At 60.6% G+C, this 16,044-nt stretch carries 14 protein-coding genes and 1 tRNA gene; 8 read left to right on the top strand and 7 right to left on the bottom strand.

Annotation, left to right across the window (positions count from 1 at the left end):
- The first annotated feature begins 51 nt into the window (after positions 1-51).
- The 4 genes from IH944_03890 to IH944_03875 all read left to right on the top strand — a co-directional run bounded on the left by IH944_03890 (position 52) and on the right by IH944_03875 (position 4,843).
- Positions 52-2,664 carry a tetratricopeptide repeat protein gene (locus IH944_03890; protein ID MCH7903691.1) on the top strand — a complete coding sequence of 871 codons (2,613 nt, stop codon included), beginning with the start codon at positions 52-54 and terminating at the stop codon, positions 2,662-2,664.
- A 23-nt stretch (positions 2,665-2,687) separates the two neighbouring features.
- Positions 2,688-3,104, top strand: a complete 417-nt coding sequence (locus IH944_03885) for a hypothetical protein (GenBank protein ID MCH7903690.1) — start codon at positions 2,688-2,690, stop codon at positions 3,102-3,104.
- 541 nt (positions 3,105-3,645) lie between these two features.
- Positions 3,646-4,533, top strand: coding sequence for a prepilin-type N-terminal cleavage/methylation domain-containing protein (locus IH944_03880; GenBank protein MCH7903689.1), 888 nt, complete (start codon positions 3,646-3,648; stop codon positions 4,531-4,533).
- A 234-nt stretch (positions 4,534-4,767) separates the two neighbouring features.
- A tRNA-Arg gene (locus IH944_03875) sits at positions 4,768-4,843 on the top strand.
- A 170-nt stretch (positions 4,844-5,013) separates the two neighbouring features.
- Here IH944_03875 and IH944_03870 read toward each other — a convergent pair.
- The 3 genes from IH944_03870 to IH944_03860 form a co-directional block, all read right to left on the bottom strand.
- Entirely contained in the window at positions 5,014-5,331 is a 318-nt protein-coding gene (locus IH944_03870; protein MCH7903688.1) for a type II secretion system protein, read from the bottom strand.
- Positions 5,332-5,576: 245 nt separating this feature from the next.
- Positions 5,577-5,963, bottom strand: a complete 387-nt coding sequence (locus tag IH944_03865) for a prepilin-type N-terminal cleavage/methylation domain-containing protein (protein MCH7903687.1) — start codon at positions 5,961-5,963, stop codon at positions 5,577-5,579.
- A 220-nt stretch (positions 5,964-6,183) separates the two neighbouring features.
- On the bottom strand, positions 6,184-8,064 hold the full coding sequence (locus IH944_03860; GenBank protein ID MCH7903686.1) for a threonine--tRNA ligase: 1,881 nt from the start codon (positions 8,062-8,064) through the stop codon (positions 6,184-6,186).
- A gap of 92 nt (positions 8,065-8,156) precedes the next feature.
- On the opposite strand from IH944_03860, the gene IH944_03855 reads away from it, so the two are divergent.
- The 4 genes from IH944_03855 (at position 8,157) to IH944_03840 (ending at position 12,316) form a co-directional block, all read left to right on the top strand.
- Positions 8,157-8,945 carry a hypothetical protein gene (locus tag IH944_03855; protein MCH7903685.1) on the top strand — a complete coding sequence of 263 codons (789 nt, stop codon included), beginning with the start codon at positions 8,157-8,159 and terminating at the stop codon, positions 8,943-8,945.
- 155 nt (positions 8,946-9,100) lie between these two features.
- Positions 9,101-10,120, top strand: a complete 1,020-nt coding sequence (locus IH944_03850) for a hypothetical protein (protein MCH7903684.1) — start codon at positions 9,101-9,103, stop codon at positions 10,118-10,120.
- A gap of 242 nt (positions 10,121-10,362) precedes the next feature.
- Positions 10,363-11,808 carry an MATE family efflux transporter gene (locus IH944_03845; GenBank protein MCH7903683.1) on the top strand — a complete coding sequence of 482 codons (1,446 nt, stop codon included), beginning with the start codon at positions 10,363-10,365 and terminating at the stop codon, positions 11,806-11,808.
- 40 nt (positions 11,809-11,848) lie between these two features.
- Positions 11,849-12,316, top strand: coding sequence for a hypothetical protein (locus tag IH944_03840; GenBank protein MCH7903682.1), 468 nt, complete (start codon positions 11,849-11,851; stop codon positions 12,314-12,316).
- Here the strand turns inward: IH944_03840 and folP are convergent.
- Genes folP through IH944_03820 form a run of 4 tightly spaced genes read right to left on the bottom strand, consistent with a single transcriptional unit; the run spans position 12,270 to position 16,037 of the window.
- Positions 12,270-13,094 carry a dihydropteroate synthase gene (folP, locus tag IH944_03835; protein ID MCH7903681.1) on the bottom strand — a complete coding sequence of 275 codons (825 nt, stop codon included), beginning with the start codon at positions 13,092-13,094 and terminating at the stop codon, positions 12,270-12,272. The genes IH944_03840 and folP overlap by 47 nt on opposite strands.
- Positions 13,095-13,138: 44 nt before the next feature.
- The gene (locus tag IH944_03830) at positions 13,139-14,482 is read right to left on the bottom strand and encodes an aspartate kinase (protein MCH7903680.1); all 1,344 of its coding nucleotides are present in this window, start codon (positions 14,480-14,482) and stop codon (positions 13,139-13,141) included.
- The gene (locus tag IH944_03825; GenBank protein MCH7903679.1) at positions 14,479-15,033 is read right to left on the bottom strand and encodes a hypothetical protein; all 555 of its coding nucleotides are present in this window, start codon (positions 15,031-15,033) and stop codon (positions 14,479-14,481) included. The genes IH944_03830 and IH944_03825 overlap by 4 nt, the downstream gene beginning before the upstream one ends.
- A 47-nt stretch (positions 15,034-15,080) precedes the next feature.
- On the bottom strand, positions 15,081-16,037 hold the full coding sequence (locus IH944_03820) for an aldo/keto reductase family protein (GenBank protein MCH7903678.1): 957 nt from the start codon (positions 16,035-16,037) through the stop codon (positions 15,081-15,083).
- Positions 16,038-16,044: the final 7 nt, after the last annotated feature.

The following is a 16,044-nucleotide window of genomic DNA, read 5'->3' as shown; positions in this document are numbered from 1 at the left end:
TCAAACCTGCCGGTTTCGCGGATAGCGGATACACTCTAAGGCGAGTATCCCATGGAGGCAGTCCGTCAGGCTTTGACGCTCCTCATGACGGACGTCGAGGGCAGCACCGCGCTCTGGGAGGCCGAGCCCGGCCCCGCATCGCAGGCAATCTCCCGCCACGACGAGATCGTGGAATCGGTCGTCGTGGCGCACGGGGGCGAGGTCTTGAAGAAGCGCGGGGAGGGGGATTCGGCCTTCTGCGTCTTCAAAATCGAGGAGGACGCTGTAGCGGCCTCTGCGGCGCTGCAGCGCGAGCTTGCGTCCGAGAACTGGCCCACCTCGAAGCCGATCCGCGTCCGGATCGCCCTGCACAGGGGCGAGGTCGAGGACCGCGACGGGGACTATTATGGCGCGACGGTGAACCGTTGCGCTCGGCTGAGGGCGGTCGCGCACGGCGGCCAGGTCGTCGTGTCGCAGGCCGTGCACGCGTGCGTTTCGGGCAAGCACTCTTTCCGCGACCACGGGCTGCACCGGTTGAAGGACCTTCTGCACCCGGAGCACATCTACGAGCTTGTCTGCTCTGAGGAGGAGTTCCCCTCCCTCCGGTCGCTGAACGCGCTCGACCACAACCTACCGATTCAGCTCACCGCGTTCATCGGCCGCAAGCAGGAGCTGCGGGAGGTTGAGGAGGCGCTGTCCGCGTCGAGGCTCGTGACGATGATCGGCGTGGGAGGCTGCGGAAAGACGAGGCTGGCGCTGCAGGCGGGCGCGCACGTCGCCGGCTACTCGACGCAGGTCGTGCGCTTCGTCTCCTTCGCGGACCTTCCGCGCTCATCAGACGTGTCTGGCGTCGTTGCACGCGGGGTGGGGGTCGACGCTCCGGACCAGACGGATCCGATCGACGCGGTCGTCGAGGCGTTCGACAAGAGAGAAGCGCTGTTCATCTTCGACAATTGCGAACACGTACTCGACTCTGCGGCGGCGGTCGCGCGGCGGCTTCTGATGGAGTGCCCGGGAGTCAAGATCCTAGCCACGAGCCGCGAAATCCTCGGTCTGAGCGGAGAACGGACTTTCATCACGAACCCGCTGGCTCTGCCGCCCGAGACCGAGCAGAACCCCGTGCAGGTGCTGCGGCACGAATCGGCCGCGCTGTTCATCGACAGGGTGCGGCAGCGCCGTGCGGACTTCGTGCTGGACTCCGGCTCGGCGCCGGTCGTGGTGCGCCTCGTGCGCGCTCTGGACGGCATTCCGCTGGCCATCGAGCAGGCGGCGGCCCGCGCCGGGACGATCGGGCTGGACGCGATCGTCGAGCGCCTCGGCAAGAAGCTGGACTTGCTGCGGTCGACGCAACGCGACGTCGAGCCGCGGCAGAGGACGGTCAGGGCGACGCTGGAGTGGAGCCACGGGCTGTTGGACGACGCCGAGCGGGAGATATTCGCGCGGATTTCGGCGTTCCAGGGCGTGTTCACGACGGCCGACGCCAGCGTGGTCTGCGGGCGGGACGCCTTGGAGGAGATGGAGTCGCTCGTGCAGAAGTGCGTCGTCACTGCCGTGCATAGCTCGAGCCACGCGATGGGGTACCGGCTGGTCGAGACGGTGAAGGAGTTTGGGCGCGAGCGGATCGAAGAGGACGCGCCGGACGCGTTCGAGCGCCATCTGGAGTGGGCTCTCGATCTGGCGGAGTGGATCGACGAGACGATCGAGGGACAGTCGTCTGCCGAGGCGTTCCAGGTGCTGGAGCGAGCGTACGAAGACCTTGTCGCCGCTCTGCGGCGGTCGATAGACGCGCTGGACGGCCGGGCGGTGCCTCTGGCGTTCGCTCTGCGCAAGCCGTGGCTGCGGCGCGGCCCGACGACGGAGGGTGTAGAGCTGATCGGCCGGGCGATCTTCGACGTCGGGCACTCGGACGAGAAGCTCGTGGCCAACGCGCACAACGCGCTCGGAGCGATGGCGATGAACGTCGGGCAGACCGAGAAGGCCCTCGAGAACCTCGGCATGGCAGCAGAACGGTTTGGCGAGCTTGGCCTGCCGACGAACGCTGCAGCATCAATCGCGAACATGGGGATTCTGCACGCCTTGAAAGGCGACTTTGAGAAGGCGAAGCCTCTGTTCGAGGCCAGCCTCGATGCATACCGCTCCGGAGGAGACACAGTCGGGGCGGCGAAGGTCGCGCTCAATTTCGGCCGTATGCTGGCAGACTCGGGCCACGACGATGACGCTGTTCCGTTCTTGGAGACGGCGCTCGCAACCTTCCAAGGGAGCGACCCGGTGCGGGAGGCGCTTGCACTCGTCAACCTCGCGGACGTCCTGCCCGAAGGCGAGCCCGTGCGGCGGCTGGGCTACTTGGAAAGGTCGTTTCGAATCCTGACGGAGTCCCCAGACCACTCTCAGATGAGCATCGGCTTGACGCAACTCGCCAGAATTGCGGTCGATTGCCGGCAGTTCACGGACGCCGCGACGCTCCTTGCGGCTGCCGAGCACTGCCTGGACCAGACTGAGGCCGAGCCTTCAAAGAGCCTGGTCGAGTCCTACGAGGAGCTGCACCGGCTGATCGGGTATGAGGTTCCCCACGAGGCTGTCGGGGCGGCGAACACCCGGGCGCGCTCCATGAACGACACCGCGCGTATGACGTACGCTACAGAACTGGCCTGCGATTTTAGGCAATACTTGGACGCACGCAAATAAAAGTCAGGACTTGAGGAAGAACAATGCCGAACGGACCAGATTCTAGCGGATACGACCCGATCGTCGGTGTACAGCCCGACAACCCAACGGACGTGATGACGTTTTCCATGTTGAAGAGGCCAAAGGGCAGTCCAAAGAACGGCTCTCCAAAACGCTGGCCCCGGTTCCCGTTTCATATCAAAATCACCCGTTACGATTTCGAGTATTGGAACGGTAGCAAGTGGGTTCCGGTCAAGCGCTCCGAAAAGCCGTTCATCGTGGATAGGAGCGTCAAGGGATCCGGCGGCAAGATCGCAGGCAACAAACAGTTCGTCATTCCGTTGGAGCCGAACGGGAAGTACAGAGGGAAGTTCCCGGCATGTATCGTGGTCAGTTTTAGGACCACAGGCCCGCGCGCAAAGCCTGTCAGGCACGTGGCCCGAGCTATCAGGTTTACGTAGCGCGGGTTCCACGCGCCAGCATCACGCACCTGAGCACGCTGACAGACGACTTGGCCGAAAGTCAGCGTCCGTCGCGGCACTTTCGGCACGACCATTGCGTCGAGTGAATCAATCTGCGCAGCAGCCCGAGCCGACCCGGCTCCGCCCGACGGATCGACCAGGCACTGCATGAATTCTAACATAGCGCCACTGATCGCGACCCTCGGCAGCCGCAGAGAAGAGGCCATGACCGATGCTCAAATCAGCGAGAAGCCAGCCGAGTAGATGGCCAGCAACGTTACGATGGCTGGTCTAAAGGAAAGAGAGCCCGTCCTGCCAAAAGATGACCTGATGGGAATGGGCCGGCAACTGCCGTGCGGTTAGGTGCTGCAAAAATTCTGATAATGGCGACGGAAAGCCCGGCGATTCTAGAGCAGCCTGCAACGCCAGCGACTCCCGGTGAATATGCCAGGAAGATCTGGCTATTCGACTCAATTCCGTCAGGTTCCCTGCAATCCGGCTCAGGCGTGACGTAGGATGCAGCAGATTGGAGAAATTTTGAATGCATAAGCTTAAAGCTTTTACCCTCATCGAGCTGCTAGTTGTGATTGCCATAATCGCGATTCTCGCAGCCATTCTTTTCCCTGTGTTCGCCCAGGCCAAATTAGCGGCCAAGAAGACGGCCGGCCTGAGCAACACCAAGCAGTATCTGACCGCGGTTCACATGTACTTGGCTGACTACGACGACCGGTTCCCTCCGGTCCAGTACAATCGCCTGTTTGACGCGAACCCGGCCAATCCTGATCAGACGATCGGCAACCTGCTTCAGCCGTACATGAGGAACTTGGACATCCTGAAGTCGCCTGGCTCCGACATCACAGCTGACCAGCGCGACCGCTCGTCGCCGTTTCCTTCCAATAGCGTAGATCCTTCGTACAGGCGAGCGCAGTTTGCGTTCAACATGGCTTTCAAGACCGACTACGGCCTCAACTTCCAGTACTACGGGAGGATGGGCCGCGACTGCCCAACCTTGGGCTTGGCCTTCTTCTCGCTGGGCACGTCGGGTTCAGCGGTTCAGAACACCGCTGCTTCCATCTTCATCGTGAACTCCATTTTTGGTCGCAACAACAACGGCGACCCAATAGGCGGCGGCAACGTGGGAGTCGACCCTCCGTGCCGATTCACCGATGGTGGACGCGACACCTTCCCGCAGTTGCCGTCTGGTTGCAACGACCTCTATACGTTGAATGGCTGGAATCCCAACAACCCGCTGGCCGCAAACGTGTTCGGCCACGCTTGGCCCTACCATAGCGAAGTCGCTAACGTAGGCTGGACTGACAGCCACGCAAGCGCGAAGCGAATCTCGGCTCTGTCGGTTGGCTGCGACGTGCAAGGCAACTGGGGCGGCACCATCTTCGATGAAGATGCGTACCTGTGGGACCTCGACTAATCAAGCTGATAAAGCAGTGACCGCGAATGCGGGAAGCGGCCAGATGGCGCTTCCCGCAACTTCTCATTACCGATCGCAAATCGCAGTAGAGATGAACGTCATGAAGAAGTCCAGTGCCGCGAGTTCCAACTAGCATTTGGAGCACAAGGGACCTGCGGCCACGCGACGCGGGGCTTGTTCTGTTTGCCGCATCGGGCAGCGAACTGCGGACTTCATGTAAGCTGGATTCGTTGCGCGGTCGTAGCTCAGTGGATAGAGCACTTGCCTCCGGAGCAAGGGGTCGCGGGTTCGAATCCCGCCGACCGTGCCAGACTAAAGCTGGCCTGCCGCAGGTAGGTCAGCCTTAGTTTCCTTGCTTGAAAGGGATGAGAAGCCTGTCCTGAGCTCGTCATCCTGAGCTTTACGAAGGACGAAGGAAATCCCGCCGACCGTACCAGAAAGCCTCGCTGAGGCTGTCGCAATCCTACGGCGCTGGACCGGCTAACGCGGGTGGTCCGAGCACTGAACGTCGGTCGCGGCGTCTCCCAGCGTATAGGTGCCGTTAGTCGGACACCTTGGGATGAACCTCAAATACACGGGAACTAGGTCGCTCATCAAAGGGGAATCGGTTGGTGCAGCGGTGGTTTCTTGGAACCAGATTGCCTTTGCATCGTCCAGCTTTTGCTGGTTAGCGAAGCAGGACGTCTCGCGTGCGTCCCGCCTAGCGCTGATGAAGGTTGGCACAGCTATGGCTAAGAGAATGCCGATGATCAGCACCACTATCATGATTTCAACAAGCGTAAAGCCAGCCCTGCGCATAGGAGAACTCCGTTATGGATATTCCACAGTGCGGCGAAGCTCCGAACTACCAGCCCTGGTGAATATCCCTGGATACGCGAATTTGACGGTGCAGAACCGCTATGAGTGGAATCACGATCGCCGCCGACCGCGGCCTCACGGTCCCAACGATGGGCGCCCGTCAGCCGGAATCGCGTTGAAGATGACTAGAGACAGAACGCGCCGGGCTACGACTTCCCCTTTTCGTCCCCGCTGCCGGTTCCGTTTCACTTGTCCTTGTCCTTGTCCTTATCCTTGTCCTTGTCCTTGCCTTTGCCGATCACCCTTGGATGGATCGAGCACGTCGAGGGAGCGGTCTGATCCGTAAGCGTGTATATGCCGTTGGTCGGACAGGTAGGGATCGACTTGATATAGGCCGGAGCCAAATCGCCCATACTTGGCACTGACGAATCGGTAGCGCCGGTCTGCATGGCCCACATCGCCGTTGCCTCATCCAGCTGGCTCTGGTTCTTCAGGCAGGCGTTTCTTTGGCTGTGGAACCGTGCCTTGGCGAACTCTGGAACGGCGATCATGAGCAGGATCGCGGTTAGCATGACCACGATCATGATCTCAACTAACGTAAAAGCACCCTTGCGCATATACACCGCTCCCATTGTTCCCTTCCACGTAGACTACACCCAGCCCCCGGCTATTGTACTGCACGGGCTGATTCTGGCAATTCAGCTTGGGAACGATCCGAAACCGTGTCCCGTCCGTTCTTCGACGTTGAGAGTCTATCGACGCACGGTATTGCTCGACCCCTTTTTTTGAAAGATTCGAACCTGCACCGCGCCCCGGCCCGAGTTCGGAACGGAGCAGTCGCCAGACTCTATCCTATAGCTGTTTTTCGATGCGTTCGAGAAAGTCGGCGAAGCTCATCGCACCGATGTCACCGTCTTCACGACACCGCACGCCGACCGTACCGCTCTCGATGTCCTTGTCGCCGACGATCAGCATGTACGGCACCTTCATCCGCGCGTTCTCACGGATCTTCTTGCCTAGCGTCTCGCGACGGTCATCTACCTCGACACGTACGTTTTGCGAGGGTCTAGCCTTGATCGGCGCAAAGTCCGCCATCTCGCCGACCGGCTCGAAGTCCGGACTGGGGTACCCCTGGAGCGCGGCGGCAATGGCCTCGGCGTAGTCGTTGTGCCTGTCGGCGATCGGCAGCACCGCTACCTGAACTGGCGCCATCCAGAACGGAAACGCGCCGGCGTAGTGCTCGGTCAGGAATCCGATCATGCGCTCCAGCGAACCGTACAGCGCCCGGTGGATCATGATCGGCCTGTGCGGTTTGCCGTCTTCGCCGATGTACTCCAGATCGAATCGCTCCGGCAGGTTGTAGTCCACCTGCACCGTGCCCATCTGCCACTCTCGCCCGAGCGCGTCCTTCACGAACAGGTCCAGCTTCGGCCCGTAGAACGCGGCCTCGCCGGGAGCGATCGTGTACTCCTCGCCGAGCTCGTCGCACGCCTGGATGATCGCCTTTTCGGCCAGCTCCCAGTTTTCAAGGTGCCCGACGTACTTCGCGTCGTCGTCGCCGCGCGTACTGACTTCGACCCGATACTCGGTGATTCCAAGCTTCTTGAGCAGCAGCTGTCTCAGGTTGACCACGCGCTTGAACTCTTCGACAAGCTGGTCCCCGCGCATGAACAGGTGGGCGTCGTCCATCGTGAATCCGCGCGCGCGCAAGATTCCGGCGACTTCCCCGCTCTGCTCGTACCGGTAGACCATCCCGAACTCGGCGTACCGGATCGGCAGGTCGCGGTATGAGCGGAGCGTCGAGGCGTACATCTCGATGTGGAACGGGCAGTTCATCGGCTTGAGGACGAACGTCTCCTTCTCCTCGTCCTCCATCAACGGGTACATCTTGTCCTTGTAGGTCTGGAGGTGGCCGGACTTCTCGAACAGCCGGCTCGAGGCGATGTGCGGCGTGGCGACAGGCAGGTATCCGCTCTTCAGCTGCTCCTGGTGCAAGAAGTTGACGAGCGTTTCGCGCAGGACCGCGCCTTTCGGCAGCCAGAGAGCTAGCCCCGGTCCGACGTTCGGGCTGAACATGAACAAGCCCAGCTCCCGGCCCAGCTTGCGGTGGTCGCGCTTCTTCGCCTCTTCCAGGAAATGCAGGTATTGGTGCAGCTCGTCCTTGCTCTCGAACGCCGTGCCGTAGATGCGCGTCAGCTGTTTTCTCGTCACGTCGCCGCGCCAGTACGCGCCAGCGATCGACATCAGCTTGAAGTGCTTGATCTGCTTGGTTGACTCGAGGTGCGGCCCGCGGCAGAGGTCGATGAACAGGCGCTCCTTGCCCTGTTTGTCCGTGGCCTTCTGCTCGTAGAACGAGACCTCCTCTCCCTCCGGAATCGTGTCGAGCAGCTCGAGCTTGTACAGGGCCGTCTCTGAGCCCTGGCCGAGCGTGCACTCTTCGAGGATGATCTTCTTCGCGTCTTCGCGGTCGCGGGCGACCCGCTTCACGATCGGCATATCGAGCTTGGCAAGCTCCTTCATACGACCCTCGATCTTCTTCAGCTCGTCCTCTTTGATAGGCTCGGGTAGGTCGATGTCGTAGTAGAAGCCGTTCTCGATCGGGGGTCCGATGGCGAGTTTTACGCCGGGATACAGCTCTGTGAGCGCCTGCGCCATGAGGTGGGCGGCAGAGTGCCGCAGCTTGTACAGCTCAGACTGTTCGTACGATTGTTCCTGCGGCAGTACTGCGCTCATGATCTGTCCATCCCAAACGACGGGAACGAATTGTTAGGCCCGAAGTATACAGGCTTGAAACCTTGAGACGGAACAGGCAGTCTAATTGTAACGTGAATCGGCGGATTTCGCTTGCTCTGCTCATCGTCCTGTGCGCCCATGCCTCGGCGGACGATATCGTGGCTGCCAGGAAGATGATGTCCGGCGCGATAGCGGAACTCAGTACCCAGCGAAAGTTCACGATGGTGTTGACGGGCACCGAACTGGACAAGGGCGTCGCGAGCCAGATTCAAATCACCGTCGCCGTGCAGTTCACCGTTGAGGGCAAGCGCCAGTTCGCCCGTGTCGAGGCGATGTCGTACCGCGATGGAACGTTGGTCCACCGCTTTGCCGGCGACGGCCAACGGCTCTGGACGTACGACGTTTTGAAGAAGGAGTACTCGAGCATCGACTACGGCGTCGTCCCGAAACCGATCCAGGGCATGAGGCACCGCCTGTTCCAGACTATGAACACGTTCGGCCGCGGGCCGTACACGCTCCTGACGCGGATACTGATGGACGCGTTTGGAGAGAACGCCACGAACGTAGGAAACATCCGCAATAAATGGGTCCCCTGGCAACCGATGGCCGAGGTCAACGTCACCGGGGAGAACATCGTCTGCACGTCTTCCGATCCGGTGGCTAGCCAGCTTGTTTATGTTCTGGAGCCCGACCCGATTTTTGGCTTCCGGCTCAAGGGGCTCGACTACTACGAGCAAGTCAAGATCGCCGGGCGATGGCGGACGCGCCGCTGGCAGGTCACGATCCGTCGAGACTACATGCCGCCCGACACGTCGTTCGGCTTCGTGGCCCCAAGGGGCGCCCGCGCAGTCTCTGTCAGCATCCCCAAGACTGGCGGGTAGCCGCGCAGCCCCGTGCAGCGCTTCAGGTAGTTAGGTGTTGGCGGTCAAAGTCCGCCCTGCGGCACCAGCAAATTACACGATTAGAGGTTCAAAAGCTTACGAGAAACTGGTGGTAGAATTGCGTTTGCCTCTTGCACTCGCTTGGTGAGAAAACAATGAATACCCTTCTAACAGTAGCCGTGGCGTTGATGGCGTTGCAGTCCGCGCCAGTCGAACAAGACGGACCGTCCTTCGAATCCGTCATCTATCTGACCAACAACGGCGGGTCGCGACCAGCTGAGCTTCGGCATGTCACTTCCCACCTCGATGTCACGTATCCCGAGTGGTGGGTAAAGTTCGACGCGAAGTACATCGTCGTGCAGGGAGAGGGCAAGACGATGCTCGTCATCGACAGAGACTTATCGTCGTTGATCAAGATAGCAGAAAACACCGCCATTCTTGAAACGCTTGCGTCGGCGTCTGGATTGACGGAAGTCGGCGAGTTGTCGAGCGAGGCGCAAGCCGCTCTTTCGACCCGGCTTGCGTTTCAAATTCCGCAATACGTCGATGAACAGGCCGGTCTACCGAAGGAAACCGCCCTACAGTTCGTGCCCCTTTTGGACATCACATTGACATCGGACGATCATCAATTCAAGATGTCCATAAGGCCGAATCTACGACCGGAACTTGAGAAGAAGTGGGGCGATCGATTCTATTCCAATCCGCTCGAACACGATCAGGAAAGAGGAGATCGAGCCGCCGAAGCTCGCAGTCCTGAGAATCGTGATCCTCTTGGGATGGCCCTAATATCCATGGCCGGGCGTGGATCGACCAGTCACCGGGCATTGCGGGAGGCGATGGAACTGTATGAGGAGTACGTCGATGGAGAGTATGTGATACTCAGGAACGCGTTTGATCGCGCCTACGAGAAGCTCGCCCAGGACTACGAAATCGTGGAAGGGCCCGGACGAGACGACGAGGTTGCCCTTAGGGACTTGTCAAGTTCAGTGAAAGGCCGTGTTCGACGGGCTCTATCCAGCCGTTGGCAGTTCTACGGGTTCAGCTCTGTCTCAGAGATGGAGGTGTTCTCGCTTGAGGCGAAGGCAGCAGGTCGCAAGCAAATCCTGATCTCAGCGCCTGTACAGGGGAAAAACGGCCAGATCCACGGCATGTCGTTCACGATCATCAGGCCGTAATCGCCCCGATGGTCGGATCGAGTGATTTACGATCCGGGGAGCGGCGACTGCGTAGCGCAGCCTGATTGATACGATTGGTCACGAAGAGGACACTGGCGAGACGGCTTGGGTTCAAACGGGAGGTCGCGTGGACACCGATTCGCACGAAAGAACAGACTGATTAGGCGATGACGATGCCAGTCCGTCGCACAGACCGCCAATATTGCTAAAATGACTGCTGGCTCATCCGCCAGGAAGAATCAGTGGCAGAATCATCAAACGCTTCAGAGGTGCCCGCGACCGGGCATGTCGAGAACTCTCTGAAGATCGTTTGGGTCTTGGCCTGGCCCGCCGTCGCGCTCAACTCGCTGCAGACCCTCAACGCGCTGCTCGACACGTTCTTCATCAGCAACGTCTCGCGCCAGGCGATGACGGCGGCCGGAGCGGCCATGCCGTTCATCTTTCTGTTCTTCTCGATCACGTTTGCGATCGGCATCGCTGCGACGGCGATCGTCAGCAGAGCGTTCGGCGCAGGTGTGATCGCCGAGTGTATCACGGCAAACCGCAAGTGCCTCTCGCTGGCGACCTACCTCGGGTTCGCGCTGTTCCTGATCGCCTGGCCGGCCTCGTTCGGCGCCGCACACGCGCTCATTCCAAAGGGCGACGTCGCCTCGCGTGTTCTGTTCATCGAGTACGCATCGATCTACATGCTCTCCCTGCCCTCTGTGTTCATCATCCAATCGCTCGCGGGATCTCTGCGCGGGATCGGTGATACGCGCAGCCCGATGGTCATCAGCGGCATCCAGATATTCCTGCACATCGCGCTGAACTTCCTGCTCATCTTGCCTGAGCGCGAGGTGTTCGGAATCACCGTGCCGGGGGCTGATCTCGGGCTCAAGGGCGCGGCGATCGGCATGGCCGTCAGTTCGTTGTGCGCAGCCGTAACCTACATAGCCTGGAGCAAACGCACGCAGCTCAAGAGCAGGTTTACGATGGCGTGGCCGGGGATGGAGTGGATCCGCAGGATCGTTCGGATCGCGGCGCCTGCGAGCATGATGGCGTTCTTCAGGGTGTCGTCGCTCATGGCGTTCGCTTTCATCCTTCGGTCACTGCCCAACAAAGACGACGCGGCGATCGCCGTCGCGGCGATCAGGCCAGGGTTCTCGATCGAGTCGTTCGCGTTCATGCCGGCGTTCGGGCTCTCCATCGCAGCGGCGACTCTCGTAGGGCAGAGCTTGGGGATGAAGCGCCCCGACCGAGCGGCCAAGCTCGGCTGGGTCGCAGCGCATCAAGCGGGAATCGTGAGCCTGACGATATCAGTGCTCCTCTTCATATTCGCGAGTCCGCTCGCGCACTTCATCATTGGAGCGCAGCAGGACGTGGCCGACGTCACCGCGAACTTCATTCGATTCGTCGCCTCGACCGAGGTGTTCTTCGCATACGGGATGGTGATGATGCGAGCGATGCAAGGCGCGGGAGACACCCGAAGGCCGATGTGGCTGTCAGTCTTCGCGCTGTGGGGCGTTCGCGTGCCCCTAGCAGCGGTGCTCGCCCTGCCGAGCATCACGATCTTCGGATTCATCACGATCCACGGCGCCAACATGGGGGCGAACGGGGCGTGGCTCAGCATGGCTGTAACACAGTTGATCCAAGGCGTTGTAGCAGTTATTCTATGGAAGAAAGGCGCGTGGAAATCACAAGAAGTGTGAACTTATTGTGGTATCACAGTACTGAGCTAGAAGGAGCACAATGAGCGGAACGCATTTACACATCGTCTTGAACCACCTGCCGGTCACGCTAGCGATGATCACGCTGCTGGTTCTAATTTTTGGCGTGTTGAGGAAAAGCGCAGATATTCAGCGGCTAGGGCTCGGCCTCATGGTTCTGCTGGCTGTCTTCGGCGCCACGGCGTTCTTCACTGGACCCGGTGCCGCTAAGTTCTACGAGGGCAACGACTTCTATCAAAGCAGAATCCAGAGGCACAGGGACAGCGCTGGCGTAGCCTGGCTGACCGGGTTGGCTGTAGGCGCGGTGGGTGTCACGTTGATCGTTTTGAGCAGGAAGTCCTCGACCGTTCCGCTGTCGTTCATGGCGATAGCGGCAGTCGTACTTTCGGCGCAGCTGTTCCTGCTCGCCAGAACTTCCAACTTGGGAGGACAGGTCACTCGTCCTATTCTTGCAGAAGACGCGGCGTCGAAGATGCTCGGGACTGACTGAGTACCGCCTCCGCAATTACGTTGGCTCTCACCGACTCCGCTACATCGTGAACGCGGAGAATCCTCGCGCCGTTGGCGACGGCCAGGACTTGCGCCGCGAGGGAGCCTTCGAGCCTCTCTCCGACCGGCGCAGGATCGGCAGCCGATCCGAGCAGCCTGCCGATGAACGATTTTCTGCTGACCCCGATCAGCACTGGGTAGCCGATCGCTACGATCTCTTCCAGGCGGTTCAGCAGTTCGAGGTTGTGTCGCAAGGTCTTGCCGAAACCGATTCCTGGGTCTATCCAGATGCGGTCTGGATCTACTCCTGCCTGTTCGGCACGGGCGATCGCCTCGGTCAGTGCATCCGCGACGTCGTCCACAACATCCTTATATCGAGGTGCGCTCTGCATCGTGCGTGGATCGCCCAGCATGTGCATCAGGCAGACGGTGCATCCCGCGTCGGCGCACACCGCCGCCATCTCACTGCTCCGAAGCGCCGTGACGTCGTTCACAACGCTCGCGCCCGCCAGCAGGCACTCGCGCGCGACCGCCGGTTTCGAGGTGTCGATCGAGAGAGCCAAGCCGTCGGCCGCCAACTGCTCAACGACGGGTAGCACGCGTCGAAGCTCCTCCTCTTCGGGTACGGGCTCCGCGCCAGGCTGGGTCGACTCTCCACCAACGTCGATCAGGTCAGCGCCTTCATCCGCCATGCGCTGGCCGTGCTCGACCGCTTGTTGAGCGCCGAGGAACTGCCCGCCATCGCTAAAGCTGTCCGGCGTGACGTTCAGAACCCCCATGATCGCGACTCGGTCGATGGGCAGTTCAAAACGCGAAACGCTACTCACTTCACCTCGACAAACTTCTCGTGCAGCATCGGCACGGCCTTTCGCAGCTCGGACTCTGGAATCAGGCAGCTCAGCGAGAATTCGGAGTCGCTGATCTGCAGCACGGGAATCTTGGCGTCGTGCAGCACCCGCAGCACGTCTCGGAACACGCCCGGCTGACGCATGTAGTCGTGCCCCACGAGCGACACCATCGTGCAACCCTCGGTGACTTCGAACGGCACCAACTTTGTCTCGCCCAACGGTTGCAGCAGCGCCTCTTGCGTCTGAGTTGCTTTGGATTCGCGGTCTCCGCGGTGGAACAAGTAGATTGCGCCTTGCGGACCGCCCAGAGGCACGACCAGGCTATCGAACAGGTCTACAACGATCGGGAACTCGCCTCGCTCTACGGCGAAGCCAATGCTCTCAGCGCTGAGGTCGATCATCCGCAGGTTCACCTCGTATTTTGCAAGCATCTCATACACCCGCGTCTTCAGCTCGACGCGATGTTCAGGCTCCACCTTTGCGAGATTGAACTGAATGTGGACGAGTTTGCCCGAGTGCGCAATACCGGTAACCCGACTGCCAGAAAAACGGTCGCCGGGCACAACCTCGGTGCCCTTCTCTTCGCTCATCGTGTTCTTAACCCAGAGCGGAATGTCGAAGCGCATGGCGATCTCCGCCGCCCGGGGGTGCAACACTTGAGCGCCCAGGTGGGCCAGTTCAGCCACCTCGTCGTACGTGACCTCCGGCAACGTCGGAGCATCGGCGACAAAGTCAGGATCTGCGGTCTTCACTCCGTCAACGTCGGTGAATATTTCGACGGCTACGGCTTTGATCGCCGCGGCAACAGCCGACGCCGTCGTATCAGATCCCCCTCGTCCGAGGGTCGTCAGCTCCGCGCCTGGCAAGCCGCCTTGCACCCACACGCCTTGAAAACCGCAGACGACGGGAGTGATCCCTCGCTTGAGCGCCTCATAAAGGCCGAGCGGGTTCACGCCGACGATGCGCGCGTTGCCGTAGACGCCGTCGGTCCTGATCCCGGCTTGGCCGCCCCGCATGGCCATGGCGTCGTGCCCTTGCGTCTTTAGCGTGTGAGCGAAAACGACCGCCGAGAGAATCTCCCCGCACGCCATGAGCAAGTCCAGTTCGCGACCGTCCGGCTCGACGGCTGAGTCGATCTCGCGCAGCATTTGAACAAGGGTGTCGGTAGCGTACGGCTGTCCGTTTCTGCCGATCGCGCTGACGACGACCACCGGCGAGAACCCTTGTTCGACGGCCGAAATCACGCGCAGGGCGGCCTGCATCCGCCGCTCGGCAGACTGCACGCTCGTGCCGCCGAACTTCATCACCTTGATCTTCATTCGACGACCTCTTTCGGAAGGCGCTCTCGGATCCGCTGCGCCAGCCGCTCGCCCGTCTTGGCGTCGGTGACGAGCAGAAGGCGGTCGTGCATGTCGCCGACGTGATCGACCTGCTCGCCGCTAGCGATCACTTCGCTCAGCACGCGCGCGATCAGCCCTTCTTCGTCCTGCATGTTGACCGCGTGCACGTGAACGACGCACCGGTCGCTGACCAGCTCGAACGAAATGCCCGCCTCCTTTAGAGCAGTTTGCAGTATTTCCTGATCGCTCTCTTCTATCAAGAAAGACATCGCACCCGGGCTCAGTTTCAGAAAGTCGACGCTGATGCCTGCGGCCTCGATCGCGTCCAAGGCGGCCAGTCTCGACTCCATGGCCGGCTCGGCCAGGCCACTCAGGTACGCGCTGGCGAGGCCGCGCCTCACCTCGACGCTGTTGATGCCGCGCGTCTTCTCGAATTCGGTCTCCCCGATCCCTCGAGAGTCCACGTCGCGGTCGCTCACGCGTTGGCGGAACGGTCTAAAGCTGCTGGTCAATTCCTTGCTTTCGGGCATTGAAATCCTTGCTTGCCTGAGAGGTTACCGCGATGCGGCTTGCTTGCTCAGGCCTCGAATCCAAGAATCTCGTCTGCTTTCTGCCACGCGTCGTCATCGACCTTCAGTTCGCTGGCCGCAGCGTTCTGCTCGATATGCTCCACTTTCGTAGCGCCTACGATCACGCTGCTGACGCCTTTTTGCCGCAGGCACCAGGCTAGCGCAAACTGTCCTACTTCTATGCCCTGCTCTTTCGTGAACGCCGCGAGCCTCTGGACTTTGGTCAGCACCTCGCTGGTGAGGAGCGCGTCCATGAACATGTTTGCCGTGTCGTCGGCCCCGCGCGACTTTGCGGGCGGAGCCTGGTCGGGCAGGTACTTCCCTGTCAACACGCCTTGAGCGAGCGGTGAGAACACGACCTGGCCCATGCCCATGCGCTCACACGCCGGCAGCACCTCGGCTTCGATCTGCCTGGTCAGCATGCTGTAGCGCGGTTGGTTCGAGACGGGCGGGGCACACCCGCACGCGCGAGCTGTGTGGCAAAGGTCGACGATCGCCCAGGCCGGCCACTCGCTGACGCCCCAGTAGAGCATTTTGCCTTGGCGGATCAAATCGTCCACGGCGCGCACCATCTCCTCCATCGGCACGGAGTCGTCGAATCGATGAAATTGAAACAGATCGACGTAATCGAGCCCAAGCCTTTTTAGCGAATTGTGTACCGACTCGTGAATGTGTTTTCTGCTCAGCCCCTGGTCGTTTGGGCGATCGCTCATCGGAAAGTAGCACTTGGTCGCTATGAAGAGATCTTCGCGCTTCATACCCGCTATGGCCTTGGCCAGAGACTTCTCTGCTTCGCCTTTGTTGTAGACGTCCGCCACATCGAAGAAGTTGATTCCAAGGTCGAAGGCGCGGTACACGAGCGCCTCGGTTGTGGAGTCTTCTTTCGATTTGCCCCGTGGCAACCACCCGCCGAGCGCGACCTCGGAGACCTTGACGCCGTACTTCCCCAGCTGCCTGTATTCCATCTGGCGA

This window comes from Armatimonadota bacterium, from assembly GCA_022563855.1.
GTDB lineage: Bacteria > Armatimonadota > Fimbriimonadia > Fimbriimonadales > Fimbriimonadaceae > JADFMN01.
Note: the sequence above shows the minus strand (reverse complement) of the source record. Positions and strands in the feature narration are given on the sequence as shown.